Below are 24,188 nucleotides of genomic sequence, written 5' to 3'. Positions count from 1 at the left end.
TATTATTAATTGGCAGACCAGGATCTCTGTTATGTGTGCTCTGCTCGTATTTGTTTTGCATTGCTACAAAGGCCTCCGCTCTTGCTACTTATTCTTCCGTGTAAATAACATCTTCCGTATCAATTTTTTTCTTATGTTTCTTTTCTAGATTATATTCATAAAACAAATTATCTAATAAATGTCTGTGCTCCCTATAAATTCTGTCTAATGCATAAGAAGTAAATTTAGTATTTGACTTAAAATAAGAATATGTACCTTCTGATGGTATTAATATTCTTAATGGAATATCCTTCCTTATCTTTCCTTCTTGCAGGGCCTTGTAATTATTTTCCTTTACTATCATCTTTATATGGTCTATTCCCCTATCGATAATATCCTGTTCTGTTATATGCCCTTCTTTTAATGCCTTGCCTATTTTAATAAAAAGATAAGCATTTGTGGTTGAAGTACCGCAAGTCCTTATAAACTCTACAAAATTATTATAACCCCCAACTACGTATAATTTCTCATCATATATTTCAAATACCGTCTTAATCATATCTATTTTTGTTCTAATATCTTTCACTGTTAATGACTTTAGCCTTTCCATAAGTTTTTTTAATCTTTGTTCTTTAATTTCCTTCTCTGCATATAAGGCTTGGTTTTCTATTCTTAAACTGATATTGGGTTTTAATTGGGCCATATTATTACTCCTTAAAATATATTAATAATATATTAAATATATGTGAATTATGTCAAATATAAATTTTACACGCGTGTAAAATTTATAGGTATTCTATTAATCATCTATCCGTTTTCGATATAAAATTATTCCAAATTGTTTGATATTCCCCCACATAATCACATGTCATATCAAAATCGATCTTAGAAAAAATACTTTTATTTAAACTTTCCCTCTCTGATACAACACCCAAAAAGTTGTCCCTTTTAATAAATTCATTATAAAAATACCTGTAAGTGCTTCTCTTCTTAAATCTAGTTACTACTATATATATTGGGATGTCTAATTTTAATATGTCATGAACCTGAGCGTAAATAAGTTCTAAACTTTCAAACGTCCATAATTCACACACGACTGGTGTGATTACGTAATCACTAACAAAAAGAGAATTGGTTAAAAGAATATCTGATGATGGTGGGTTATCAATTAAAATATAATCATATTCTTTTGTTAAGTTTTGCATTGCATCTTTTAAGAAAAATTGTGCTTCTTCAAATGTAATAACCTTACTTTGCCAACAATATTTTACAAAATCTTGTAAGCTATAATAGCTAGGAATTATATCAATATTTTGATACACATTTACTACAGCACTATCCGCAAGCAGTTCTCCTTTTAGCATTTCATATGTGTTAAATGTGGGCACATGAATCTTCCTCGCCTTTAATTGGTCGCCATAATAACTAGTAATGGAAGCTTGTGTGTCCATATCGATAAGCAAAACTTTATGTTGTTGTGCTATTAATTTAGCGAGTATTAAACAAGTTGTGCTCTTCCCAACACCACCCTTAATGCTTGCTATTGATATGACCCTAGGTACTTTCTTGGTACTCAATTTTTTTATCCTCCTATCTTTAAGATTTATTGATAATAACTGTATCAGTATATCTTTTTTTAAATTTTTAATACATTTGGCTCAGTGTATTGTTGAAGACTTATATACAAATAGGATCTCTCTAGTATTATTTTAATAAAACATACCTGTAAATAATAAAATCTAATTAAGCTGTCTCGGGGCATGAAACTAAACAAATACCAATGACTTGAGGCAGATTGATTAGCATGAGAACAGATAAAAAGAATTAATTTTAAAAACAGGTGGCCTTGGTGGTCACAAAGAAGGCTGTAGTAATATTTAAGATACTGATGGAGATGCAAGCTGTATCCCTGATTATAATACTTTATTATCCATCCAGAAAAAACTTAGTGACGTGTTTTGATAATTTTAGAATTAATTCGTTATTTCCTGCACTTCTCTTGGCAATTTTTTTATTACTTATCTTCTATATCTTTATTTATTGCTATTTTTATCTATGGAGGCTTATCTAGATCTGTTTGCTTACTCCAATACCACCATGAGGCACTAATTTTATCAAACTCAGTTTGAGCTTTAATTCTCTCCTCTTCAAGGCTAGTAAGCTTACGACTACGCTCCTCTTCAATCTTCTTTTATGTCTCCTGAGTTGTAATGGCCTCTTGTTGTGCAGCACGCTTGGTCTGGTACTCCTGTTGTACACTAGCTAAGCGCTTCTGAAACTCCTCTCCTGATATTTGACCCTTGCTCTGTGCTTGCTTTAAGAATTCAATTTCCTTATTGTACTGCTCATCCAGTTTAGAAAGCTTTTCCTTTCGCATATTAATTTCACGATTAAACCCCTCCTCGATACGCATAAGCTCAACTTCACTCTGCTTAGCAAGCCGCTCTAATTCCTAATCGCGCCTCTTTTCAATCTCAGCTATAGCATTAGCTTCTATTCCCTTAAATATACCCACGGTAAAATCAAAAATGGCTACAGCCATCTGACCCCATACACCAAGGCTTGATACTAAGTCTTTTGAAACATCAACTGCAGATGCGATAAAAGCGTCTGTACCCTTGGCGGTGTTTTGTGCAAAAGCCTTTCCTAAATCTTGTGTTAAAACCTTACTTACGGAGCCTGCAAGACTTGCAAGTAACGCTTGAATGGTTGCAAACCAATCCTGGCTAGCCTTGCGTGCCTGCTGTGCAGCAGAAAGCAGGGCATTCTTATTAGTATCATTGAGCTTTTCAAACTCACTCTTGTGAGCATCGCTAAACTCGCGATACATGTTAGCTATCTCTTGTTGTATCTTAAGGCTAGCGCGCCCATGAGCATCCTCTGGTAGTAATGCAAGTTGGTACTTAATATCTCTAATTTTGTCTTGTAGTGCCTTGTATGAATCAGCAAATGACCTGTCAGGAGCACTCTTTTCAAATTCATTAACCTCACGCTGCATCGCGACAACTACTTGCCTGCTTTGTTCATTAAGTCTGCTAAACTGCCCGCTATATATTTAGCAAAGAATTCTTTATTGCGAGCATTAGCTTCCTCAGCTAATTTACGGGTAGCCCTTTCCTGCTCCCTATAAGGGAGTGTTAATATTTCTCGTTCCTTTTCTGCAAGGGCTGCTTTTAGATCCTTATGGGCATTTACAAAATCATGATTAGCTTGTGCAAAATCACTAACAATTTTCTCAATACCCGCTAGTGTTTTCTGATTTGCTTCATTTAAGTTATCAAAGCTTGCACTGTACTTAGCAAGGAATTCCTTATTGCGTTCGTTAATGAATGCCTCATCTTGCCGGGTAGCCTTAAGCTGCTCTTCATAGGGTTTAAGATGAATGTCACGCTTCATCTTAAATATTTTCTTCTGCAGCTCTTCATAATCCTGCATCATTTGCTTATCATAATCTGCTATAGCTTTTGGGTCGTATTTCTTAACTCTAGAAGGCTCCTCTGCCTTCTCCTCTTCCTCACTCTTCTTACTAGAAAGCCCTAAAAATTGAGAAACAGAACCCCATAACTTGCCTGCAAGCTCACCCACTTTAGTAAAAAGAGCGATGATTGGTCTGAAGGCCATCTTGAGTGCCTCTACATACTTACCTACGATATAACCTGCAATCTGTACAAGCTTAGCGTAAAGCGATAGTACGGCTCCTGTTATTTTAACAATAGGCGTCAGCACGCCTACTATTAGGAACTGTTTTACCTTCTCAAACCCCATCATCATGGGTTCTAGTGCCTGTCCTATTTGAAGAAACAGCTTCTCACTCATCTTAGCAGTCTGTTCTTGTGACTGCTTAAGGGTGCGAGCCTCGCGAGCGGTGTTTTTGTAAAACTTGCCACCCTCAGCAGTAGCCTTTTGCAAGGCACTATTTAAATCATTAAACCCGAGCTTGCCCTCACTAGCCATTCTAAACAAGGCCTCACCACCCACACCAGCCTCGCTGGCTAGTAGAAGTCGAATGATTCGAATTCAAAAGATTTAAATCCAAAAGATTCGAATACCAATTATTCATTCAGGCTTTCACCTTTTTGTAGTTCAATATAAATTGCAAGTTCATTTAGAACTAGAACGAACCAGTAATTTTGATTAAAAAGACCTCCAGCCTCAGGTAGGCTACCTGTAGCTCTTGACACTAATGCTAGATTAATCAAATATGAAATGGCAGTCTCATTGGAAGCAATCCAGTCCAGCTCACTCTTCATCTCTGATATAAACTCTGAATTAATTTTGTCTGCATACCTTAAGACGTTACTGTAGTGCTCACGCTTTGCGATGTACTGGACTGCAAGCTCGACTTTTTTAGGCAACGCTCTGCCCTTAGTGTTGAGGCTAGATTGCCAAGTTCAAGTGATATGTTAAGCAGCATATCATCTAGAAGTATTGCATCGCTCTCGACCATTTCTTTTGTAACAAGCTTGCCTGTTTGATCAAAAAGACCTGTAAACCCTGCTACATGCTCCCTCCATACTTGACGAACATATTTCATCTGGGCTTCAGTTGCTGCAGCAACACCTGCAGAATCATGCTCACCACCTCCCTTCTTAATGTCTTGTAGTATTTGTATTTGCCTCGCTTTAAGTCTCTCCATAAACCCATAGTCAATATTCTCAAGTATGATATATGCTTGGCTGTCCTCAGCTTCCTTTGCTTCCTTTACTTCCTTTGCTTCCGACTTTGTATTAAAATCCTTACCATTTCTTATATATGATGGGATGTAGGGAATGGGTACCCTGCCTGTTAAATTAACATTAATTATCATATTGCCTCCTTTTTGCTTTAAATTAAATCTCGAAAAACACAGCGCCTTCTATGTAGTCATAAGATAGCGATACTAATGGTTTAGAAAGTGTTACCTGACACTTAAGGTCGATCTTCTGGTTTGATAAGTCCTGTGCTGGATTAAATGTTGCAATCTGTCCTTCTGCTACGCTAAACTTGGTACGCTGATTAAGACTTTGTATCTGATTGACTAGAAGCACCACGAATTCATAATTTGCAGGCCTCTTAAGCTTGCCTATCTCATAACTACCGTTCTTACTCCCATTTTTTACAATATCCATGGTTGGGAAGTGTGAGCGCTCAATGTAGGTTTCAAGCAGTTCTTCTTTGTTCTCTACAGTTTCTCGTACAGAGTACCCTGAGAACTCAACTGTGTGTTCTGGTTGTTTTCCTATAGCTGAGATTGAACCACATGTTGTCTTGAGTGTCTCTGTTGCTTTTACTGAGTTGACATTGTATGAGTAGCCAAGGCAGTACGTGCGCATAAGCAGCACCTCGATCTCATCGTTCTTACCTAGTGCTTCTTTAAGGTCATCAAAGAGTGATTTTTGTTCATAATAAAGCACACCACCTTCTCTAAGGTCATACGATGTTGTGAGTTTTGAATCCTCTCCTAGTTTCTTAACCTTAAACACACACTCTTTAATTGATTTCCATTTTGAGGGCTGCTTGGTAGTAAGCGGTAAGTCCTTTACAACTAAATCCTTAGGATCAACAACATCGTCCCCATTGTTCTTAATATCACTACCTTTAAAGCACCACTTAAATTTATCAATATTGACTGCTGCCAACACTGCCCCTGAGGGTATCTTTAACTTTTGTTCTGCCATTTTTATCTCTAACCTCTTGTTTTTTAAAATCGCTACACGAAACATTTAAATCACTGCTATTCTTCTGCTATTTCTCCTCCAACCTCCTCATCTTTTCTTGGTACCCATACCTTTAAATTTCTTTTTGCTATCAACTCATTCTTAACTTAATATTGGACTTCTTTAACAGAAGGACCCAATATCTAGGAATGGTCTTGTGTCGACTCTTTGGAATAGAAAGTCGAGTTGTAAAAGCAGCTGCCTGAGTCTACAATTCTGCTGGCCAGCCTTGCTGCACCTTACATGAAAAACTTCTGAGTAGACGACATCTAGTAGAATTAGTAGCCAGTTTTTGTACGCAACGCTACTTGTGATCCTGTATAGTGATAAAATTGAGGTTGCATAACGCAGCACTTCTGTAAGCTCACCTTTAAGCTGCTCAGGTATTTGTATCACGCCATCCTTGCTGCACTCGTTTGCAAGATACTCAATCTGCGTGTTTGCGATCCAAAGCTCTAGCCACTCATCCCAGGTGATGCCCTGTATTTCCAATGCTTCCACTCTCAAACAAGCCCTCCCTATGTTTGTCAACTACGGGCCCTTAGTAATCTCGATCTCAACTACTTCGGCTGGTTGGAAGTGAATAACACCTGCTGATTCCATTGAGGCGTGAATGTAATCGCCATCTGGAGCTGAAAATCTTCTAAAGAATATTTCGGGTATCATTGGAACAAACATTACCTCTGGATTGGGTTCATAAAGAATCGGGTGCGTGAGTCCCTTAAAGACTGAGGTTAAAATATTATGGTCATCCTCAAGTGATTTCTTAATCTTAATGTATTGCGGTTCGCTATAAAGATCTGCTAGTAGGTGTGAGTATGCATGTGGCAGCAGTAGGTGATAAATCCCATCTAGTTTCTCCTTATGTTTCTCCGACTCGCGCTTTGCAAGCACAACACTATCATGCAGGGTATATCCACTAGTAACTGATGCTACTTTAATGCTGCTTCTGCCTGTAAGGGTGGCGATCCCCTCCATCTTAATGTGAGGCTTGCCAAAAATAATTGAGTGGTATGCATCCTTCATAAGACCAAGTTCAAGATTAGCTTTAACCTCCTCTTCTGAAACAGATCCATACATTAGATCCTTTAAAGCAATGCGTTGTACCGTATCAAATACGTGCATCTTGTATGCTACCTCTGCAAAAGAGAAGCTGCTTCTGCCAATCTCATTGTTATAATCGCCGAAATTTGAAGTAACGTTGTGTTCAAGGGTAGCCCTGCGTGCAACATAATACCCTTGCCTGAGCTCACTCCTGTTTATTACCTTGTATGGAACAAACTCCTCAAGGCCATCTTTTGCAAGCTGTAGTATGTCACCGCTATAGGTACCGCTTGCTTCTGTGAAAATACTTCGACTCATTGTCCCTCTCCTATTGTTTGCTTTTCAATACTTATATCTTTTATGAAAATACTTAGCATGGTTGCTCTCCTTTTAAATTAATTTCTTAAATTAAAGATGTTTTTAGGTTTTTATAAATAAGCTTTTAAGAAAACTTACGGCTACCGCTGGACTCATACTCTGCACCGATGTTAATATCTAGTAAAATGACCTTCTTATCACGCGGGTCAGTGTCTTTAACCCTGCCAACCTGCACCGCACCCTTGCCGTCCTTGACTAGTTTTTCTGCCTTTAGAAAAACAAAGTCACCAATTTTAGGGTCAGCCCAGCCATTGTCAACCTTAACTACGACCTCACCAAATCTTCTAACAGGGATCATTTCTCCTGGGAAGTAGTCTGGATTCTCATGTGAACTAATATTGGTTTTCTTTAATGCAAACCCACGCACGCTGCAGTTCCCATTACCCGCAGAGGAGGGTGCCTTGACTAATATGTCACCCATTGGGCTTGATTTGCCAGTTGCAAGCACTGGCATGCCAGGCTGTATTATGTCAGAGTTAACATCAACTACTGCAGTTTCAGTCTGATTTAATCCACTCTTATGGTCACAACCTAGGATGAATCTCTTCTCAATTGATGTAAAATCAAAATCAGGCATGTGCTACCCACCATCTTTCCTTGTGTCGCTGAGCTTTGGTATTATTAACAAACTCTGTTTTTCGAGAAAACTTTTTACTAAAATAAAATAAAAACAAATCAAACATGTGCTGCCGCCCCCCATCTTTCCTTATGCCGCTGAGCTTTAGTATTATTGATGATCTTGCCAACCTCTCTATTGCGAGTATTAACCGTTTGTCTGTAGGCTGTAAACTCCTGGACTAGTAGACACAGATTCTCAATTTGGGAGTCAAGATCACCTGACTCATCAACTCTAAATTTAGGCACGCTGTATTTCCTCTTCATAGCCTCAAGGAAAGCCAGTTTTGTTTCCCTTACACTACCCGCATCCTTTATGGTTGATGGGGTGTAGTAATCCTGACACTTCTTTTCAAGCTCAGACAGCTTTTGTGAGTCCCTGAATGCATCAGCTTCTGCTTGCAGCCTAGCCTTAGTCAGTGAATTCCTCTCAAGCTCGACCCTGCGGTCAATCTCCTCTCGAGGCATAATATCGGGTAGCTTTTTGTATGCATCCTTAAGTCTTTTGTAATCCTCTTGAGGTATCGTAATGGTGCTGACACCAGCTGCCGCTTTCTGCTGCTGCACAGCTGTCTCATCTGATCCACTATCAAGTGTAGTAAAAGCAATAGAGACTGAATCTAGCTCCTCTTGTTCCATTTCCATTTGCATCTTTAACCTCCTTTTTGCAAATCTTTCTTTCATTAAATTACTCATTACTCATTGTTTAAATAAGCTCTAAACTGCTCTTCAACCTGCTCCCTTAAGTCCTGTCTGGCAAGTTCAGTGGCTTTTTGTATAAGTTCAACATAAGTACCCAGTGTGCGTGCGTGCTTCTCATCAATGTCAGCTTGCTCCTTCTGACTTACAGGCTTGACGGCCTTAAAACTCCAATTAGACTTTAATTGAAATCGCGCAAGCACGGTATTAATGAAGGAAGCCACCATTAATCTAGAGATCTGCTCGATATTAAGATAAAAAATGTCATAATTACCCACTCTCCCCTCACCAGAGGGTGATACTGGATAAAGTATCTCTTTAGGAATACCTGAGTGAAGTGTTATGTTAGATACAATAATCTCGAAGGCATCGCGGAGTGGACTTACAGAGCGTGTTATGTTTGATATATCGTCCTCGCGTCCAAGTATCATCATTTTATGATTATCATCCAGTACTCCATCTACATTACGTTTGACCTCAGCAAGGTCATGGGCAGTCATATCTTTAACTGAGGGTAGGGTAGCTGATTTAAGGAAAGTGAAGTTGTTAACGCGTAGGAAACCCAGCGTTTCAACAAGTAGTGTGTTCATTATGCTACTGCTTTTGCGCAGCGCTGTAAAATTTAGGAATGATGAGCTCACTGTAACGACTCGTGTTGGATGAATGTCTCTATGTCTGCAATCTGCAGCGCTCCAAACCTCTCCAAAATTATGTGTTAAGACAGAAAAGTCTTGTCTTAAGGGAGTGGCAGCATCATCAGAGTCTGGTATTACTATGTGAAACGAGCTCTCTCCTGTAAGTATTGCTGAGTACACCATGCGTTTGATGATCATTCTAAAGTTTTTGTTAAACAGGATATCAAGCCCATCGCCTTTGTCGTGGTAAATATCTCTTGATGAAGCAAACCCTGCATAAATTTCTGCTATCTGTTCGTAAAGTCTTGATGCATCGCATGCATCAACAGCCTCACTTGCAGGGTACAGCACGCTTTTTCTTTTATCTTCTTTTGATCTGTTTAGGAAAGAAAACTTAAACAAACCTGCCTCTTTGTTCCACTTTTACTGTCCTCTTTGCTTGAGAAAAGTGACACAACTTAAAATTATTATCATTTTTCTAATCTCTTCTAGCATAATCACTTACGCTTCCTATTTACTTATTTACAAGCTTTAGAATTGCTGCAACAAGACACGCTAGACTGCACCTAATTTCTTTTAGCATATTAACTTACACTCCCAGCCCTTTGTTCTACTTTTCATGAGAAAATTGAGACTACATTTAAGAATGCTGGAATGTAGTCAAGCTCCTTTTGCATAACAATATTATTAGAAACACCCTCATCGGTCTCATCGTCGTAGTGATATTCAGTATCACTAAATTCAGAAATAACATTTTCAGTATCCTCGCATGCTATTATGTTTAAATTGCTGGGGATTAAATAATCAGAAAGTGCATAAAGACTTCTGCTGCGAGCCAGCAGGGCACTCTTACCCAGTCTTGAGAAAACACCTGCAAGTTCACTGCGTGTATTGGGAAGCACGAACACGCCTCTGAAGCGTTGTGTTTGGCTAGCATAATCTTCTCTTGAAAGCAACACCTTGCATGATGCATTAGTTACAATAGTAATTGGAAGGTATGCGATCCTGCCGATTAGTACTTCAAGGAAGGCTACTCTGTTGTCTTTAATATGCACACCGGTGTAAAAACTGCCTGTTGTCCTTGCAAGCAGTGAGGCGTCGCAGATGGAGAAATCCTTAATAAGTCTAGCTGTTTGAAATTCAAATTCCTCTCCTAGTACCTCAATTCTGTATCCAATATCATTCCCGTGATATGCGAGGCGCTGTTTTGCAAGCCATGCGGCTGTGTCCCCTCCATTAAGAAACGGGTTGTCTTTGTATGTGCTTTTAATCACACACACGCTGGGGTCGTCTTGATTTGCAATATATCTCTTGTAAAACCAGTGTGAGCGTGATACGGGGTTGCTTGACATGTAAACGCGTCCACCGAGCTCTCTCATTGTGGGCAGTAGCCTCTCAATATCATCTGCTATGAACTGATTTGCTTCCTCAATCCAGAGGTCTTTAAAATGTGCATAAGATTTAAGATCGGACGTATTTTAGCCGCCTTCAAAAACAAACGCACGCTTTCTACCAAAAATGAAGTCCTTTGTCTCAATTTTAGCTTTACTAATATTAAATCTTCTTCTTAAGGAATACCTGTCAAGTAATTCCAATATTTCCTTATGTATTGATTCCGTGGTCTTGTTTTTCTTCTTCCGAATAGCTAGTGTATCCCCACCCTGTGGACTAAATTTCCTCTCAAGATTAACCGTTGCGATATCATAAGTCTTTCCTGTACCACGACTTGAGTAGTAGATAAATACCTCCGCTTGTGGTTTTTCCTTGTAAGCATTAAAGTAAACTGGAAGTCTTTTAAACTGCACCCTTACTTCTCCCCAGCCAGCCTTGCAATCTCATCCTCGGTATAAGCAGCGGTTGTGGCGTTGTTTGCAAAGAAATTATTATTCAGTACTAGCTTTTCTTTCCGAATAATGTCTAGAATTAAATCCTCAACCTCACTCATGCCAAGTGTTGCAAAAAACATCCTAAATGCATGCAGACTCGTTGCTAGTACATTACTATTTGAAAACTCAACCATTCTTGTAAAGAATGCTGCTAGTAAGGCCTCACGAGTGTTACAAGCGCCCTCTAGCGAAGGGAAGTGCTCTTTAATTAATTCTTCAAGTCGCATTTTGTAATCAAATTCATCAGATTAACTATTCATCCTCTGCCTCCTGTAAATCTTCATCTAAATTCTCTTCTAAATCCTCATCATCTACCGCAGTTTCTACTGCTAGAGACGAGGCGGCCTCTTCTACTTCCAGGGTTTGCTGTAGCAACACACTAGAAGCACCCTCTGGTGTATATTCATCCTCATCCTCTACTGCAGCAAGCCACATGTCCTCTTTTACTGCTCGCAGTGGCATCACTTCTCTTGTATCTCCAGTCCCATCTAGTGGAGGTAACTCGTCCTCTGCCTCATAACCTGTACCCATCTTAACCTCGCCTAAAGATCGTACCTATAAAATGCAACATAAGCTAAGTTACGAGGGCGCGTTTCGCGATCGTAGTTACTATATCCTTTAACTGTTTGTGTGTAGTAGGGGAGTGAGAATATTGAGATGTGGTCGCCTGTATCCAGGTCGTATACAAAACGAAAATAGTCACTTCTAGACCAATAGTAGCTATCCTGGCGAGACAGCCTTTCAAACTTATTTATTAAACTACCATATCCGATATTAAACTCATCCAGTTTCACACGGTGTTTATGGTCCTCAAACGCATCCTCTTGCAAACTACCCAGTACCCTTGAGTCTGAATAGTCATAGTGACGTAGGAAGCGTCCAACCAAATTCGGAGCACTACTTATTCCTAAAACACGTCTTGCATAGCAGCTTGAGGGTAGGCTCCTACCATCGGGTATGCAAAATTTATTTGTATTACTGAATGTAGAAATTAATTTGCTCCTACTCAGTCTTGAACCCTCAGCAGCAAACTCTTGCGTTAGCGCGCCTACGGGAGTTTTCTTTAAGAAAAATTGCATCATATGCTGCAGGTTGAGCCTCAAGATCATCTGGAAGCACGGGCTTGCCTCTATTTGTCTTGTAGTAGACACGCTCGCGCCCGCTACTCTTCTTATCACAAACAGCAAATACTTCCCTATCTTCTAGATAAATAGGCTCGCCTGGCTTGCCTACATAAGAGTCTGCAGCTTGCATGTTGCCTACTGCAAACTGGATCTTAACATTATCAGCTTGTAGTCTTCTCTTTATATCTTACCAATCCTGGTCACTTATCGCCACGCCACCTCCCGCTCTTATTTGTCTAGAGTATTATCCCTATAGGTACCAGCATCAACTATTCTGCTAGCAGTACCTGCTTTAGTTGTATTAATGAATGCGATCTTATTTTGACTATAAATATCTCGCATAAGCAAGTCTTGTGTTAGTGTGCTTTCAAAGCCAACATCATTTAAGGTAAAAATATTATCAGTAAGTCTTGCCCGTGCAACATTCTCTAGATGTAAAGCTGTCCCTGCATTATTGCTAAACTGGCTGCTTTGAACTCTTACACTAGAAAACCTTGCAAGCTTTACTGCACTCTTATTATCACTAAAATCAGACCCTCTGATTAGTATATTGTCTCCACTAGCCACAGCAGGCCTTATGGAGTCTCTTATTTGTGAACCCATTACGTTCATGTTTGCCACACCCTGCACATTCCATGCGGCAGCTGTACCACTAAACTGGGTATTCTCAAGCAATATCTTCTCTACACCCTCACTCTGCAATGCAACACCCAGATTGCAACCAAATTTCATATCTTTAAGATACATAAAAGATGCTGCGGTTGCATAAATGGAAGCACGCTCCTGCTCAACTAGTCCATAAACAGAGCAGAGTCGCAATGCGGCAGGCTCAGCAAATCTATTGCCTAACAGGTACTCATCACATTGATCTAGTACTACTACTGCTGCCTCAACTGCGTTTATACCCTCAACTTGATAAACAGCTTCCGGCTGTGGATATTCTGCGAAGTTGCCTCCACTTACTAAAAGCTCACTCATTCGAGTTTGACAGACAGCAAATCCTTTAAGCTTGAAAGCCTTCTGGGCACGAAAAACATTTGTTGCATACCCGCCAGTATAGACGGTAGTCCTATCTGTTCCTTTAAGTTCCAGGTTATCCAGTACCACGGGCGTGTAGAGGTAAAGGTCACCTGCTAGCAGCCTGATCTTATTTACACCCTCTGCTTTTGCAAACTGAACAGCAAGCCTTATTGTCTCCTCGTCTTTAAATCCTGTAGCCGTAAAGTGAGGCCTTATGTGTGCCTGCTCGCTAGTCTCATCCTCAGCATAGGGCTCAGCAAGCTCATCTTGGGCGTAGAGTGCATGATTGAAGGGAGCAATTATTACTTCTTTTATGAAAAACTTATGACTGACTGCTCCTATATGCTGGGAGGTAGTAAGGTAGTCATAATGGGAATAGTCTCCCCAGGTAAGTCCTTCATACTCAAAGAAACGTACATGCATATCAAACCGCATAATTTTTTTTGAAAGGATTAAAAAGAAATGCTCTAGATCCTCGTCTTCAAGTTTAAGTCTGACAAAATCTGTTAGTTCTAATTCCTGTGCTGACTTAAAATTAACTATCGTGTGACCCTTAACCCTTAAGTTAGTTAGGAAGTCAAATAACCTTACTGCAGAATTTGAATCGAATATAAATCTGGTTGCATACTCAGCTCGTTTTGCATAAAAATCATCAGCATTATCTGTTTGCATTATATTTCGTACGGTTGTATAAAATACATCACCATAAATATCAAAATAGTATATATATCTTGAACCTTGCGACTGGGAAGTATTTTTAAACCATAATTTTGCTCTTGTTGGATAGTACTCCTCATGAACTAGCTTAATTGAAGAATCAGCACTAAATCTAGCCTCAAGATTATGTGTCGAGATTATGGCTAGATTTTCATTTAACGCATATTTATCATGCCATACCTCATGGCGAGTAAAATCCCATTTGTATGCTGTATCAAACCATGTAGGATCATATTCCTGATAAACAGCACTTCTCGGCTTGTCTGCAAAATCAGGATATACTACTCCCTTTTGCAGCACGCCTACATACAAAGCACCCCCAGTGCCTGCAACGTTAATGGGAGCTGAGTATAGGGGGCGCCTGCGCTCTATTGCCTCACTTTTGCTTTGAAACTGGCCTTCTCTCCATATAATGCGATTTGAGTCATAGCTACTAGCGCTGCTTTTTGAACAGACATAACTTGCAGTATCAATACTGCAAAGCAGTACCTCACGCTTTACAACCTCAGATCTCCAAATAGGCAGTATCGCAAGCTTGCCTTCTCCTGTAAATGTATATGCACAGCCGAATTCGTAAAGGAGAGCTGAAAGGATGGTCTCAATCTCCTCGCCGCTATCAATAATTACTGCAGGTACCTTTTCTAAGATAGCCTCTCCTGCCTCATTATCAATAGAGTCTGCAAGCTTAGTCCTTGCAAGGATTAGGTGTACTAGTGATTGATCTTCTACGTAAGGATTGTATACATAAAGCCAATCGGGTACGAAATTGATGGGGAATTGCACTGGATTCTCAAATGATATGCGCAGCAATCTGGAGTAATCAGCTACAGTAAAGCTTATACCTTTAGTTGAGTCTAGAACCTCTCTTGTGAAAAATTTCTCCAGAATTCCTTTAAATAAAGAACGCACACCCTCACGTACCACGACAAATACATCATCCTGTCTGAAGAAAAGAAAGTTTAGAAACTCATTTGAAAGTCCATATGCAGTAAATTTAAATACACTTGATGCTGTCTTGAGTGTGGGGTCTGTAATCCTGTACTCTACAGACACGCTTGTAATATCAGTGTAGGGAGTAAGATCAAATACCTGGCCTTCGTCTGTGAAGAACACAATATCAAGCTCCGATTGGCTACACTCATCAGACTGCTCATCAGACTGCTCGTCGGCAGGCTTGCTAGACTGTGGTTCTTCTACTGCTTCTGCTTCAGCTGGAATACCACCAACCCTACTTGAATCCTCGCGAGTCCTGGCGTCTAGCAGGCTGTCTTCTACTACGACCCCATCGACCCTCTCTTCAATTCGGTTGTAGTCATCTTCTTCTGGCAAGTCTACTCCTTGCGTGCCTTGTAAGCAGCATAAATACTCTGCGCTATGGGCCTCATCTCTTCTGCGTATTTCTTGTAATACAAGATCCTACTCCTAACACCAGTCAAGCCCGCACCACCCTCGTACTGAGAATCAAACCTTTGGAAATATGGAAATTTGTCTGCAGGGTAGTACTTGCCTACATAATCCCTAGCAGTAACAAGCCAGGCATTAAGAGTTAAGCAATACTTATAAAGCTCAGCTTCATTTACAACCAAGCTTTCAATATTATCCCCATCAAGCATATCAGGCTCGACAGGCAAGCTTGCTAAGCTAGAACATGAGGCTAGGAGCAGTAGCAGCAATAATGAGAGTAGTGGTAATATTTTTTTTCGTACAAACATAATACCACTACTCCCCCGCTTCTACGCGATCAAGTGCTTCCCGGCCTGCACGACCTCGCTCTCGGATAAAGGCTCTCATACGCGTCCCAGTCGCCTGCTTGCGCACTAGCTGTAGCCTTGTCTGCTATATCTATAGCAGACTTAAGCTTGAGTTTTATCTGCTCGTAGGCTGCCCGCTCATTTGTCCGATCAATGTGCTCCTTAAGAGTCATAACGAAATTTATTACTGAATTTGTAATATCTAGGCCCTGTTTTGCAAGCACAACGCCTGCCTCTCCGCCAATTTTGTTAACTATAGCCTCCTGATGCCCTACAGCATCAAGGATGATATTTACACTTTTTATAATATCCAATTAACCTCCCCAATGGTTTAGTCTTTAACCTCTAACCCAGAGTTTAATTAACGAAACCATTAAAATATCAATCAAACCCTTTAACCATTTTTAAATTTTTTAAATTCAATACTTCAATACAATGCCTTCTAAATCTCCTCTAAGGATTCTTTAAGGTTTAAAAACTGTTGTTTGTAGTCCAATAATCTCTGCTTAACAGCACTAATGAGCTTACGGTCAAGTAGCTTAAACACCCTTAAACTTGAAAGTGAGCCGCTCCTTACTGCGCTAGAGTTGCCAAGTGAATCCCATACAACCTCGCCAACAGAACCCAATACTGCGAAATGATAAAGACTGCTGCTCTCATCTTTGTACTGACCAATAAGGATATCAGCATCCTCTGCTGCGTAATCAGCACTATAATGCTTGTCCTGGTAGCAAACATACTCATCAAGTCCCAGGCTTGCAAGGATTAAGTTTGGACTCTCTACATAAGAATTTGCTGCTCTTAAGCCTCCCAGGGAAGCAAAGCTTTTGTATAAAAGATCGACTTCAAACTCATTAAAACACTTACCGACCCGATTCTTAATCTCCTTTACAACTAATGCTATGAATAAAATGCAGAGGAAGTAGCATCCATATGATGCAATAACGGGATTATTTTCCCTAAAACGATGCTGCAAGGGGAGTACAAGCCTATGCTTACCGCAATCAACCCTACCAAGCACCCCAGACTGCTCCCTAGCCACAAGGCCCGCACCCTCTAACATTTCAGATTTGTATACTCGGATGAAATAATCTTTTAAAAATTTGTATACTACGCTGTAAATGAATTTAAATACTTTACCTTTCACCTAATAAATTCCTTCTATCCACACAATTAACTAAAGCACTAATGAGTGCTGCAAGGTGCACCAACTCTTGTCTAATAGCTATAATATCTGTTCTTTGCTTTGCTAAGCTTTCTGTAACCTCTCTTTGCAAGTCACGATTACTAGTGCTCGTTCTTGCAAATTCATTTCTTAAATCCGTAATCTGGAGTTTTAAATCCTCAAGCCTGCCACCAATAGATGTAGTCTATGAAAAAACCAATTCAATCGTTTACAAGGATTCGTGGTAAAGTATGATAAAGAGCATATTTTCGTATTGCCTATATTAGACAATACCTTTATAATGAGATAATAAAAAAAATAAAGTCTTAGTTACGGCTAAGACTTGAGATTAAGCCTCGAGACACATAATAAAAATCTAAAGCAGTCTCGAAGCTAAGGATATTTAAATGGTAGCAGAGTTTGCCAAAAAATACAATAAAACACCCCGTCTAAAGAAAGAAAATCCAGAAAATTTATTACTAACTAGTCTAATTAAACTTAACGCGTTCAAGCAAGCAGCCCTTTGCACGGTAATTAAGGTAGCACAAGCTAAGGCTATGATAACTAGAAAACTTAGACGCAATTCTAGATTGTATAAAATATACTGGGTGATTAACACTAAGAATAGGCATTACAAGCTTACTAAGGAGAGGTACTCTGCTGGGGACATCTATTTAATGTGCATGGATTTACTCAGACGAGATAATGAAAGGGAGGTAAGCAAACGCACCATACAAAAGGATATAAAGCTCTTAAACCAGATGGGATTGCTTAAAACAGTGACTTTAAGGTTTGGTAAAGACAATGGAAGTGCCTCATATTATGTACAAAACATGGAGTTGGCAAGCAAACACAAGCAAATAATTGATACTTATTTAGAAGAAGAGATTATAGGGGAGCTTAGAGATAAAATAATTATTGGCGATTTTGATGAACATATTGCTCGTATAAAATTTAATACTGATACCAGTATAGATAGTAGCAAAGATAACAATAATAAAGACAGTAAAGATACCAGTAAATCTTGTAACAAGAAGCCCGTCTTAAAGCAAAAGAAGTGCATTAAATCTAAATCTAGACAAGCTACTTCGCATCAGAAAGTTCCGGATGTAATTAACCTTAATAATAACTATAATAATAAGAATTCTATAGAAGTGCCTCTAGAAAAAAGTAAAAGTAAAAGAGAAGTAAATCCAGAAACATACAAAGAAGGAATCTGTAAAAGACTAATATCGAAATACAAAATAAGTAGTGTGTACATAGAGAAAATAATGAAAATAAGTCCTAATGAGACAACCTACATCAATGCACTGCTTAATCTAGAAACAGCTATAAAGCAATACTTGGGTGAATATAAAATCGAACACATAACAGCACACTTTAAGGAACAATTTAAGAATAAATATAGAAATAAGATATGGATGATGATGGACAGAAAAGATGGGGTTGTAAGTGATTATTACATCATATGGGAACTAAGATTTAAGGATAAGTATGAAAGCAAAAAGCAAATAAGAAAGCAAAAGCAAAAAGTGGAGGAATCAAAAATTAAAACAGAAGAGCAGAAACAAGATATTAGAAGCAACATATTTAGCATACTACTAAACAGGCTAAAGAATGGAACCTGCAGGCAATACTTAGCAGACCAAAGCACGAATGAGTTAAGGAAAAAAATAAGGCAGTACGTAAATGAAATTGGAGATGGGATAAGCTATAGAGGAATTCTTAATAATTCTTATTACTACAACTTACTGGATAGATTTAAAAAAAAGAAAGGCGCCCCGCAGCAAACCATGGTCAGGGGATTTAAAAATACAACACCAGCTGTAACACAAGGACACACAAATTTCAGAAATAGTTGCTCCAGAGGCAGTATGAATACTTCATGGGAGGTAAGATGAGGTTTAGACTTAAATATTTAGCATTAAGGGCTTGGGTTAGAAAAGATAAGTTTTGGAAAATCTATACAAGCCAGGAGATACAGGAGAAGAAACAGGACGCTAGTATCACTAATTTTCCAGTCCTTACTATACAGGACATGAATTGGGGCTACATATACGAATATGTGGTTGAGTGGGTTGAGAAGAAGTATAAAGAACGTGGAGATATTGTAATTAAGAAACAGGATGAGGAGTACTTATGCGAGACAAAAAGTTGCTTCAGGTTTAATAAGATACTGGTCAATATTTATAAAGATTTCAAAGAAATATTTCTTTCAAGACTTAAGAAGAAAGTAGAACCCGTATTAGACCCTGTACAGGCTGCTGATCAACAAGGAAAGGGTGCTGCAGCACAAGTAGCAGAGCCGCAACAACAAGCAAGGGTTGATGCTTCTGCTCGTAAAATTAGAAAAGATGCTCCCGATGTTGCCGCAAAAGCTGCAGTACAACCAGACCCTGCTCTTAAGAAGAATAGAAAGGAAGCTCATGGGTAGCTAGTAGGTCTAAATTTTAGTTAAAAAGTAATTATTAAAGCAATTGTTTTTGCAGTCAATCGAAAATTATTTTATCCCCCAGGACACAAAAATTATTCCGATCCTGCTAGGATACAAAAGGGAACAAAATAATTTTTGATACAAATGAATATCTAATAACGTGTTCAAGGACGTCAAGTTACAAACACACATCAGTCCTGCCAGATAATTGTACACAAATAATGAGATAAAACATGAAAGTGACTCTTTTTTTTAAAGTAAAATATAGTTTAGTCTTAATACTTTATTACCTGCTGCAGAAAGATAAGTGTAGAATACTCTGCTACAGACCTAATTTAGCGTCCTATACACTTAATGTATGCAAGGAATAACGGTGTTGTTAAATCGGAGAAAATATGATATCTTTAGGTTGTCTCTTGTAAAAAGAACCCGCTGGTCCTTTAATGCATAATGAATCTTTTGGATATCAAGGTAAATAATCTGAATATACCACCTACTTTAGTATTCAATTATATCTAAATAATTAACTAAAACACGTCAGAGAGAAGATAACTAGAAAAGGTTAGTGAAATTGGCAATAAGAGGTATATTTGCTTTTAAGAATTACAAAAGGTGGCTGTTTTACAGCCACCTTTTGTAATTCTTAAAAGCATAAAGGGGATGTTTTATGAGGCGGTTTGATAATTGGAGGCTAGTTATGTTGAGTATGTTTATGTGCTTGCAGAGTGGGTATGGATTTGCAGAACATGAATGTGAGTTGGCTTTCCTTTATAGCATTTTATAACAGTATTAGTTTGTAAGCTAGTTGTTAATGTGTAGAGATTTATGGTGAGTGAGTTCGTGAATGAGCTTTTCTTAAAGTTAGGTGTATTGCTTGTGTATTCTCCAATAATTGTTCTAGTTGGAGTACCTCTGTTCCTTTCAATAAGAGATGCTCTGGTCAGGCTTGATAGACTAGACAGGCGTGAGTGTGAATACCGGCAAAGAATGAAGAAATTTGAATCTTTGATGAAGAAATAGATGAGTATTAAATCTAGAAACACTTTTTATATTATGTTTCCAAATTTAATACTCAGTTTAGTTTTGTCTTAGGTTCAAGATAATATAGAAAACTTTGGTACAAGACTAAGATAAGATGAAAGCAGCGTCTAATTGAGCAATCCTTTGTTGCGAGGCTACTTTAGAAGACGAGAGTATAGGACTTTTCTGTATTTATATGTAGATTTGTAGTTAATGCCAAGTTCTTCTGTCTTGTCTTTAAGATAGGCTTTAAGACTGTAGATTGTCTTCTGGGTAGTACTATTCTCTTTTAAGAAATCTTCTACTAAAAGAGCGATGGTTTTCTTAATGTAAGAAGCACTTCCTTTATAGAGATCTAGATTAGCTTTGTTATCTGTATGGGTTTAAATGAATTAATGTAGCGTATTTTACCTGCGAGGTCTAGCGTGTCATGTTCAACTAGTTTGATATCACAACCCCTAAGCGGGCAGGCATCCTTTATAGGATGCCCTGATTGTTCAATTAGAATAGAATATATTTTTATTAAAGTCTTAGTAGTAATATTTGTGTTAAATAAGTGCTTAATTGTTCTATTCAGCTTCCATGTAATAACATGAGAATCAGTCTTGTTATAGACAAGAGATCTCATGTAAGCAACTACCACACCAGCATCACAAAGGGTGTGTCTTGTAACCTCGTAGCTAGTGTCTTCTGATTTATAAATAATTGTGTTGCTATCCTTCTGCTTAACCAAAAGCCTTCCTTGCAGCTCAGTTACTGCAGCTCCAGTAGCCATCGTCAACCCGATCAGATTAAATTTAAAATTAGTTGAAGTAAGTAAATGGTTGGCAAGTATAATAAACTGTCCAGGATTTACAATAATAGGGGGGAATACAGGAGTAGCGTCTTTTCTTTTCTTAAAAATAGAGAGTAATTTAATCATTTGTTAGGAAGTATAGCTCACTTGCCCAGCTACATCAAAGATATGAAATCTAGGCTTGTACTCTTTATTAAATAAGCTCGTATCTTAAATTAAAGTAAAACTATTTAATACTGACAGTCTCAATGAATCTTAATTTAGACCAGATATCATGTGCCTTACTTTTTATACAAATTATAGTCATTTTTATGTTTTTACTCATTATTTGTATATACTTGTCAACAGGTCTTTAGAAAAAAAACAGAATAGACTCTCTTTATAAGAAGGGCGGATCTTGACTGAGTAGCATGGTTTTATAGCCACTGCTCTTTTCCTTTATTTAAAGGAAGTCACGGTGCACCTTTCTTAAAATTTTCTATTATATTTTTGTCAAAAGAATTTTATACTAAAACTACATCTAAAGACAGGAACTAAAACATTAGTGCAACGAGGCTTTATATTGGATAAACAGAAATAAACATATAATTACATATTAATACTAATTTTTAAGTATAAGGGTATAACTGAAGTAGTAAACTTGAAAAAGTCTTTGTATAAGTTAACTATACTTAAGTGCGACCCTCAGCGATGCGTTGTATATATCAAGAGCAGCACTCTGCAGTGTCTTTAAAGCACCCTTAAACTTATCTGGTGCGTCTTCTAGATGGTGACTTAACTCTTTGTGAGCACTTTCATAAAAGGCTGTGCTTGCACCATTTAGCAGTCTTTTAATACACTTCTTAAGACCAACCTCTACTGCATTTGCAAGCCCTATACGTGCTTCAAGATCGTTTAAGCAAAAACTTACATCACCATCAAGTGCCCTCACAATCTTCTTTATCTCATCTAGTGTGTGTTTATCACCCCTCTCTTCCAATATTTTTGCCAGCTCGCTAGCCAACTCCAACTTTTGCGAAGTGTTATTTAGAATAAGCAGCACAGGAGTTACTTTACTGCTATAGTAACTAGCACCTACAAGTGACTTGAAGGCCAATTCAAAATTTGTAACTGCCCGTTGAATATTATCAACAAGCTCAGAATCCTTCTGGCTTGTACTGCCCATAGTACTTTTACTAGCAGATGCAGCACTATTTTTTGCATCCACAGCAATCTTATCAAGATCCTCTTTACTTAATTCCTTAATCTCTTCAGCTCTTATTCCCATAACTCTACTTACCTCCTCAGCTGCCTTTTCAGATATAACCTCCGGATCCTCATGTGGTGGTGGAGTCAGTGTCTCCAGAAACGATGTCTTTACTCTACCTAAAACCTTATCCAACCATTGGCAACCAATAAATAGTGTTAGTACCAAAATACCTATCACTCTTGCATGCATAAAAGCCCCTCTCCTTCTCTTTAAATGTATTTCATGACAAAAAATAAGCAAACAGGGGTAAAAAGGCAGCAGGGTTTAAACGATATTTAGTGATTGAAATAAGGAAATAACGATTTAGTAATAGAGTGAATAAAAATAGAAAACGAAGGGTAGTTCTACCCTTCGTTTTCTACTTGATATAGATTAGTGATATAGATTAGTTAATCCTTATACTTAACCTTCAATGATGCATTATACAGATCATAAGAAGCACCCAGTAGTTTATTCAAGCCTTCCTTAAACTTATCTGGAGCGTTTTTTAAATGGTCTTCTAACTCATTGCGGACACCCTTAAGAAACAGATCAGCTGCGTTATCCATAAGCTTTTTAACGCATTCCTTAAGTCCTTCCTTTACTGCATTTGCATGATACTTACGATCGTCAAGCTCTCTTATACAAGAGTCCGTATCACCACCAAGAGCCCTCACAGCTCTTTTAACCTCTTCTATTGACTTGTTGGCGCTCTCCTTTTCCATCTTTTTTATCTTGCTAGCCAACTCTAACTTTTTCGAAGCGGTGTCTATATTAGCTAATATAGGAGTCACAACCTCGTTGTTGTAACCAGCCCCCAGAAAGGATTTAAAAGCTAAGTCAAGATTTTTAGTTGATTTTTGTATCTCCTCAATAAATTCATCCTGCTTTTTGCTGCTTTTACTATCCTCAGTGCTATTGCGGGTCTCTAAAGAACTATTTTTTGCATCCACAGCAATCTTATCAAGATCCTCTTTACTCAACCCCTTAATCTCATCAACTCCCCTTCCAGTAGCCTTACTTACCTCCTCAGCAGCCCTCTGAATTGCAACCTCTGGAGTCTCCTGTGGTGTTTCATTAACTGTTTTAATCCTTAAATTAGCTTCAAGCCACCACTGACAACCAGTAAACAGTGTTAATACCGAAATACCTATCAATCTTGCATACATAAAACACCCCTCCCTATCTGTAAAGATACTTCATATGGAAGGTTATTCAACGATTTAATAGCTTAACACGTCAAAATACAACAAATTAGGTTGTATACTTAAGATAAGTGGAGAGGATTTTATGTTTTATCTATTAGGGGTCATTGCATTTATTTTTTGTGTGTTCGTATCAGGATTTTGTGTAACCCGAATATTTGATTTATTGTTTAAAGACAGCATGGGTTACAAGCGTGGTGTTAGGGTTGTGTATAAATATCAAGTTGAGGAAAGTAAGGGAGTTAAGACAGGGGATGCAAGCACTGTTCACGTGCAAAATTTAGGTTTTAGTAAGGGGAAGCAGCAGCAGGCCCAGCAGCAGGAGTCTTTTAATGGATCAGTCTTAACGGATCAGGATAGGGAAGAGGAGAAGAAAAGACGAGAAAGACTTAAGAGGGATAATGCTGTAAGACGGGCTGCTGTAGCTTTAAATAAACAAATCCGGTTAGATAAATTTCGTAAAGGCAAGTTTTAGTATTACTTTTTGTAGCCTTTAATAGTAATACAAGTATGGGCTTTTGCTTTTTTAAGTAGAAAGTTTAGTAATTCTTTTTTATATAAAAATGAGTTAACATTGGTGCTCACTATTGAGATTGTGTTTAAGTATTTAGAAAAGTATTATTACAACGCTAACTAGAGTTGGTGGTGTTGCATAGGGTGTTAGTGTGAATACTAGTTTAGTAAATAGAGCAGTAGCAGTAGAGGATGTTAGAAATGAATTTGAAAGTAAGGGGTTTAGTTATGGTATAATTGAGTAGAGGTTGTTTATGGGTGTTTTAGTAAAGGAATCTACTGA

At 38.3% G+C, this 24,188-nt stretch carries 28 protein-coding genes and 1 pseudogene; 4 read left to right on the top strand and 25 right to left on the bottom strand.

The annotated features are described in order from the left end of the window. Positions 1 to 88 precede the first annotated feature (88 nt). The 22 genes and pseudogenes from QYZ68_RS04795 to QYZ68_RS04690 all read right to left on the bottom strand — a co-directional run bounded on the left by QYZ68_RS04795 (position 89) and on the right by QYZ68_RS04690 (position 16,691). Complete coding sequence (locus QYZ68_RS04795) at positions 89 to 682, bottom strand: chromosome replication/partitioning protein (RefSeq protein ID WP_301384535.1); 594 nt, start codon at positions 680 to 682, stop codon at positions 89 to 91. A 100-nt stretch (positions 683 to 782) separates the two neighbouring features. Beyond that, positions 783 to 1,556: a ParA family protein gene (locus QYZ68_RS04790; protein ID WP_301384534.1), complete on the bottom strand. Its 774-nt coding sequence runs from the start codon at positions 1,554 to 1,556 to the stop codon at positions 783 to 785. Between the two features lie 614 nt (positions 1,557 to 2,170). After that, a complete protein-coding gene (locus tag QYZ68_RS04785; protein ID WP_301384533.1) occupies positions 2,171 to 2,392 on the bottom strand; it encodes a hypothetical protein in 222 nt (73 codons plus the stop codon). Positions 2,393 to 2,431: 39 nt separating this feature from the next. Beyond that, positions 2,432 to 2,977 carry a hypothetical protein gene (locus tag QYZ68_RS04780; protein ID WP_301384532.1) on the bottom strand — a complete coding sequence of 182 codons (546 nt, stop codon included), beginning with the start codon at positions 2,975 to 2,977 and terminating at the stop codon, positions 2,432 to 2,434. Positions 2,978 to 2,985: 8 nt separating this feature from the next. Next, positions 2,986 to 3,957 (bottom strand): hypothetical protein, encoded by a 972-nt coding sequence (locus QYZ68_RS04775; RefSeq protein ID WP_301384531.1) that lies wholly within the window; start codon positions 3,955 to 3,957, stop codon positions 2,986 to 2,988. 74 nt (positions 3,958 to 4,031) lie between these two features. Beyond that, the gene (locus QYZ68_RS04770) at positions 4,032 to 4,229 is read right to left on the bottom strand and encodes a hypothetical protein (RefSeq protein ID WP_301384530.1); all 198 of its coding nucleotides are present in this window, start codon (positions 4,227 to 4,229) and stop codon (positions 4,032 to 4,034) included. Between the two features lie 38 nt (positions 4,230 to 4,267). Further along, the gene (locus QYZ68_RS04765) at positions 4,268 to 4,786 is read right to left on the bottom strand and encodes a hypothetical protein (RefSeq protein WP_301384529.1); all 519 of its coding nucleotides are present in this window, start codon (positions 4,784 to 4,786) and stop codon (positions 4,268 to 4,270) included. Positions 4,787 to 4,808: 22 nt separating this feature from the next. Then, on the bottom strand, positions 4,809 to 5,681 hold the full coding sequence (locus QYZ68_RS04760) for a hypothetical protein (RefSeq protein WP_301384528.1): 873 nt from the start codon (positions 5,679 to 5,681) through the stop codon (positions 4,809 to 4,811). Between the two features lie 117 nt (positions 5,682 to 5,798). Then, positions 5,799 to 6,176: a hypothetical protein gene (locus tag QYZ68_RS04755; RefSeq protein ID WP_301384564.1), complete on the bottom strand. Its 378-nt coding sequence runs from the start codon at positions 6,174 to 6,176 to the stop codon at positions 5,799 to 5,801. 30 nt (positions 6,177 to 6,206) lie between these two features. After that, positions 6,207 to 7,037 carry a hypothetical protein gene (locus QYZ68_RS04750; protein ID WP_301384527.1) on the bottom strand — a complete coding sequence of 277 codons (831 nt, stop codon included), beginning with the start codon at positions 7,035 to 7,037 and terminating at the stop codon, positions 6,207 to 6,209. Positions 7,038 to 7,161: 124 nt separating this feature from the next. Further along, positions 7,162 to 7,674 carry a gp53 minor capsid family protein gene (locus QYZ68_RS04745; protein WP_301384526.1) on the bottom strand — a complete coding sequence of 171 codons (513 nt, stop codon included), beginning with the start codon at positions 7,672 to 7,674 and terminating at the stop codon, positions 7,162 to 7,164. 98 nt (positions 7,675 to 7,772) lie between these two features. Then, positions 7,773 to 8,363, bottom strand: a complete 591-nt coding sequence (locus tag QYZ68_RS04740; RefSeq protein WP_301384563.1) for a terminase — start codon at positions 8,361 to 8,363, stop codon at positions 7,773 to 7,775. Positions 8,364 to 8,407: 44 nt separating this feature from the next. Further along, entirely contained in the window at positions 8,408 to 9,448 is a 1,041-nt protein-coding gene (locus QYZ68_RS04735) for an anti-CBASS protein Acb1 family protein (RefSeq protein WP_301384562.1), read from the bottom strand. A gap of 215 nt (positions 9,449 to 9,663) precedes the next feature. Beyond that, positions 9,664 to 10,851: pseudogene (locus tag QYZ68_RS04730) on the bottom strand (PBSX family phage terminase large subunit). Positions 10,852 to 10,853: 2 nt separating this feature from the next. After that, a complete protein-coding gene (locus QYZ68_RS04725; protein ID WP_301384561.1) occupies positions 10,854 to 11,159 on the bottom strand; it encodes a hypothetical protein in 306 nt (101 codons plus the stop codon). Between the two features lie 25 nt (positions 11,160 to 11,184). Further along, positions 11,185 to 11,463, bottom strand: coding sequence for a hypothetical protein (locus QYZ68_RS04720; RefSeq protein WP_301384560.1), 279 nt, complete (start codon positions 11,461 to 11,463; stop codon positions 11,185 to 11,187). 11 nt (positions 11,464 to 11,474) lie between these two features. Next, on the bottom strand, positions 11,475 to 12,014 hold the full coding sequence (locus QYZ68_RS04715) for a hypothetical protein (protein ID WP_301384559.1): 540 nt from the start codon (positions 12,012 to 12,014) through the stop codon (positions 11,475 to 11,477). Beyond that, positions 11,953 to 12,186: a hypothetical protein gene (locus QYZ68_RS04710; RefSeq protein WP_301384558.1), complete on the bottom strand. Its 234-nt coding sequence runs from the start codon at positions 12,184 to 12,186 to the stop codon at positions 11,953 to 11,955. Before QYZ68_RS04710 ends, QYZ68_RS04715 begins: the two co-directional genes overlap by 62 nt. 98 nt (positions 12,187 to 12,284) lie before the next feature. After that, entirely contained in the window at positions 12,285 to 15,122 is a 2,838-nt protein-coding gene (locus tag QYZ68_RS04705) for a right-handed parallel beta-helix repeat-containing protein (RefSeq protein WP_301384557.1), read from the bottom strand. Between the two features lie 2 nt (positions 15,123 to 15,124). Further along, positions 15,125 to 15,505 carry a BBA14 family lipoprotein gene (locus tag QYZ68_RS04700; protein ID WP_301384556.1) on the bottom strand — a complete coding sequence of 127 codons (381 nt, stop codon included), beginning with the start codon at positions 15,503 to 15,505 and terminating at the stop codon, positions 15,125 to 15,127. 29 nt (positions 15,506 to 15,534) lie between these two features. After that, entirely contained in the window at positions 15,535 to 15,858 is a 324-nt protein-coding gene (locus tag QYZ68_RS04695) for a hypothetical protein (protein WP_301384555.1), read from the bottom strand. Positions 15,859 to 15,986: 128 nt separating this feature from the next. After that, entirely contained in the window at positions 15,987 to 16,691 is a 705-nt protein-coding gene (locus tag QYZ68_RS04690) for a DUF261 family protein (protein ID WP_301384554.1), read from the bottom strand. Positions 16,692 to 17,116: 425 nt separating this feature from the next. On the opposite strand from QYZ68_RS04690, the gene QYZ68_RS04685 reads away from it, so the two are divergent. From QYZ68_RS04685 to QYZ68_RS04675, 3 genes are all read left to right on the top strand, one after another. After that, positions 17,117 to 18,610 (top strand): plasmid maintenance protein, encoded by a 1,494-nt coding sequence (locus QYZ68_RS04685; RefSeq protein WP_301384553.1) that lies wholly within the window; start codon positions 17,117 to 17,119, stop codon positions 18,608 to 18,610. Then, positions 18,607 to 19,143, top strand: a complete 537-nt coding sequence (locus QYZ68_RS04680) for a hypothetical protein (protein WP_301384552.1) — start codon at positions 18,607 to 18,609, stop codon at positions 19,141 to 19,143. Before QYZ68_RS04685 ends, QYZ68_RS04680 begins: the two co-directional genes overlap by 4 nt. Positions 19,144 to 19,968: 825 nt before the next feature. After that, positions 19,969 to 20,163, top strand: coding sequence for a hypothetical protein (locus QYZ68_RS04675; protein WP_301384551.1), 195 nt, complete (start codon positions 19,969 to 19,971; stop codon positions 20,161 to 20,163). 355 nt (positions 20,164 to 20,518) lie between these two features. Here the strand turns inward: QYZ68_RS04675 and QYZ68_RS04670 are convergent, their stop codons facing one another. The 3 genes from QYZ68_RS04670 to QYZ68_RS04660 form a co-directional block, all read right to left on the bottom strand. Continuing rightward, positions 20,519 to 21,085: a hypothetical protein gene (locus tag QYZ68_RS04670; RefSeq protein ID WP_301384550.1), complete on the bottom strand. Its 567-nt coding sequence runs from the start codon at positions 21,083 to 21,085 to the stop codon at positions 20,519 to 20,521. 535 nt (positions 21,086 to 21,620) lie between these two features. After that, entirely contained in the window at positions 21,621 to 22,397 is a 777-nt protein-coding gene (locus QYZ68_RS04665; RefSeq protein WP_301384549.1) for a hypothetical protein, read from the bottom strand. A gap of 200 nt (positions 22,398 to 22,597) precedes the next feature. Further along, positions 22,598 to 23,356 (bottom strand): hypothetical protein, encoded by a 759-nt coding sequence (locus QYZ68_RS04660; protein WP_301384548.1) that lies wholly within the window; start codon positions 23,354 to 23,356, stop codon positions 22,598 to 22,600. Between the two features lie 121 nt (positions 23,357 to 23,477). On the opposite strand from QYZ68_RS04660, the gene QYZ68_RS04655 reads away from it, so the two are divergent. Further along, the gene (locus tag QYZ68_RS04655; RefSeq protein WP_301384547.1) at positions 23,478 to 23,867 is read left to right on the top strand and encodes a hypothetical protein; all 390 of its coding nucleotides are present in this window, start codon (positions 23,478 to 23,480) and stop codon (positions 23,865 to 23,867) included. Positions 23,868 to 24,188 lie beyond the last annotated feature (321 nt).

Origin of the sequence: Borrelia sp. P9F1, assembly GCF_030436115.1 — a bacterium.
GTDB lineage: Bacteria > Spirochaetota > Spirochaetia > Borreliales > Borreliaceae > Borrelia.
Note: the sequence above shows the minus strand (reverse complement) of the source record. Positions and strands in the feature narration are given on the sequence as shown.

Excerpts from the sequence above, each read along its gene's own strand:
- QYZ68_RS04795 (WP_301384535.1), bottom strand. The coding sequence starts at position 682 with ATGGCCCAATTAAAACCCAATATCAGTTTAAGAATAGAAAACCAAGCC.
- QYZ68_RS04785 (WP_301384533.1), bottom strand. The coding sequence starts at position 2,392 with ATGCGTATCGAGGAGGGGTTTAATCGTGAAATTAATATGCGAAAGGAA.
- QYZ68_RS04780 (WP_301384532.1), bottom strand. The coding sequence starts at position 2,977 with ATGCAGCGTGAGGTTAATGAATTTGAAAAGAGTGCTCCTGACAGGTCA.
- QYZ68_RS04770 (WP_301384530.1), bottom strand. The coding sequence starts at position 4,229 with ATGAAGAGTGAGCTGGACTGGATTGCTTCCAATGAGACTGCCATTTCA.
- QYZ68_RS04765 (WP_301384529.1), bottom strand. The coding sequence starts at position 4,786 with ATGATAATTAATGTTAATTTAACAGGCAGGGTACCCATTCCCTACATC.
- QYZ68_RS04760 (WP_301384528.1), bottom strand. The coding sequence starts at position 5,681 with ATGTTTCGTGTAGCGATTTTAAAAAACAAGAGGTTAGAGATAAAAATG.
- QYZ68_RS04750 (WP_301384527.1), bottom strand. The coding sequence starts at position 7,037 with ATGAGTCGAAGTATTTTCACAGAAGCAAGCGGTACCTATAGCGGTGAC.
- QYZ68_RS04745 (WP_301384526.1), bottom strand. The coding sequence starts at position 7,674 with ATGCCTGATTTTGATTTTACATCAATTGAGAAGAGATTCATCCTAGGT.
- QYZ68_RS04740 (WP_301384563.1), bottom strand. The coding sequence starts at position 8,363 with ATGCAAATGGAAATGGAACAAGAGGAGCTAGATTCAGTCTCTATTGCT.
- QYZ68_RS04725 (WP_301384561.1), bottom strand. The coding sequence starts at position 11,159 with ATGCGACTTGAAGAATTAATTAAAGAGCACTTCCCTTCGCTAGAGGGC.
- QYZ68_RS04720 (WP_301384560.1), bottom strand. The coding sequence starts at position 11,463 with ATGGGTACAGGTTATGAGGCAGAGGACGAGTTACCTCCACTAGATGGG.
- QYZ68_RS04715 (WP_301384559.1), bottom strand. The coding sequence starts at position 12,014 with ATGATGCAATTTTTCTTAAAGAAAACTCCCGTAGGCGCGCTAACGCAA.
- QYZ68_RS04710 (WP_301384558.1), bottom strand. The coding sequence starts at position 12,186 with ATGCAAGCTGCAGACTCTTATGTAGGCAAGCCAGGCGAGCCTATTTAT.
- QYZ68_RS04700 (WP_301384556.1), bottom strand. The coding sequence starts at position 15,505 with ATGTTTGTACGAAAAAAAATATTACCACTACTCTCATTATTGCTGCTA.
- QYZ68_RS04685 (WP_301384553.1), top strand. The coding sequence starts at position 17,117 with ATGGTAGCAGAGTTTGCCAAAAAATACAATAAAACACCCCGTCTAAAG.
- QYZ68_RS04680 (WP_301384552.1), top strand. The coding sequence starts at position 18,607 with ATGAGGTTTAGACTTAAATATTTAGCATTAAGGGCTTGGGTTAGAAAA.
- QYZ68_RS04675 (WP_301384551.1), top strand. The coding sequence starts at position 19,969 with ATGGTGAGTGAGTTCGTGAATGAGCTTTTCTTAAAGTTAGGTGTATTG.
- QYZ68_RS04670 (WP_301384550.1), bottom strand. The coding sequence starts at position 21,085 with ATGATTAAATTACTCTCTATTTTTAAGAAAAGAAAAGACGCTACTCCT.
- QYZ68_RS04665 (WP_301384549.1), bottom strand. The coding sequence starts at position 22,397 with ATGCATGCAAGAGTGATAGGTATTTTGGTACTAACACTATTTATTGGT.
- QYZ68_RS04660 (WP_301384548.1), bottom strand. The coding sequence starts at position 23,356 with ATGTATGCAAGATTGATAGGTATTTCGGTATTAACACTGTTTACTGGT.
- QYZ68_RS04655 (WP_301384547.1), top strand. The coding sequence starts at position 23,478 with ATGTTTTATCTATTAGGGGTCATTGCATTTATTTTTTGTGTGTTCGTA.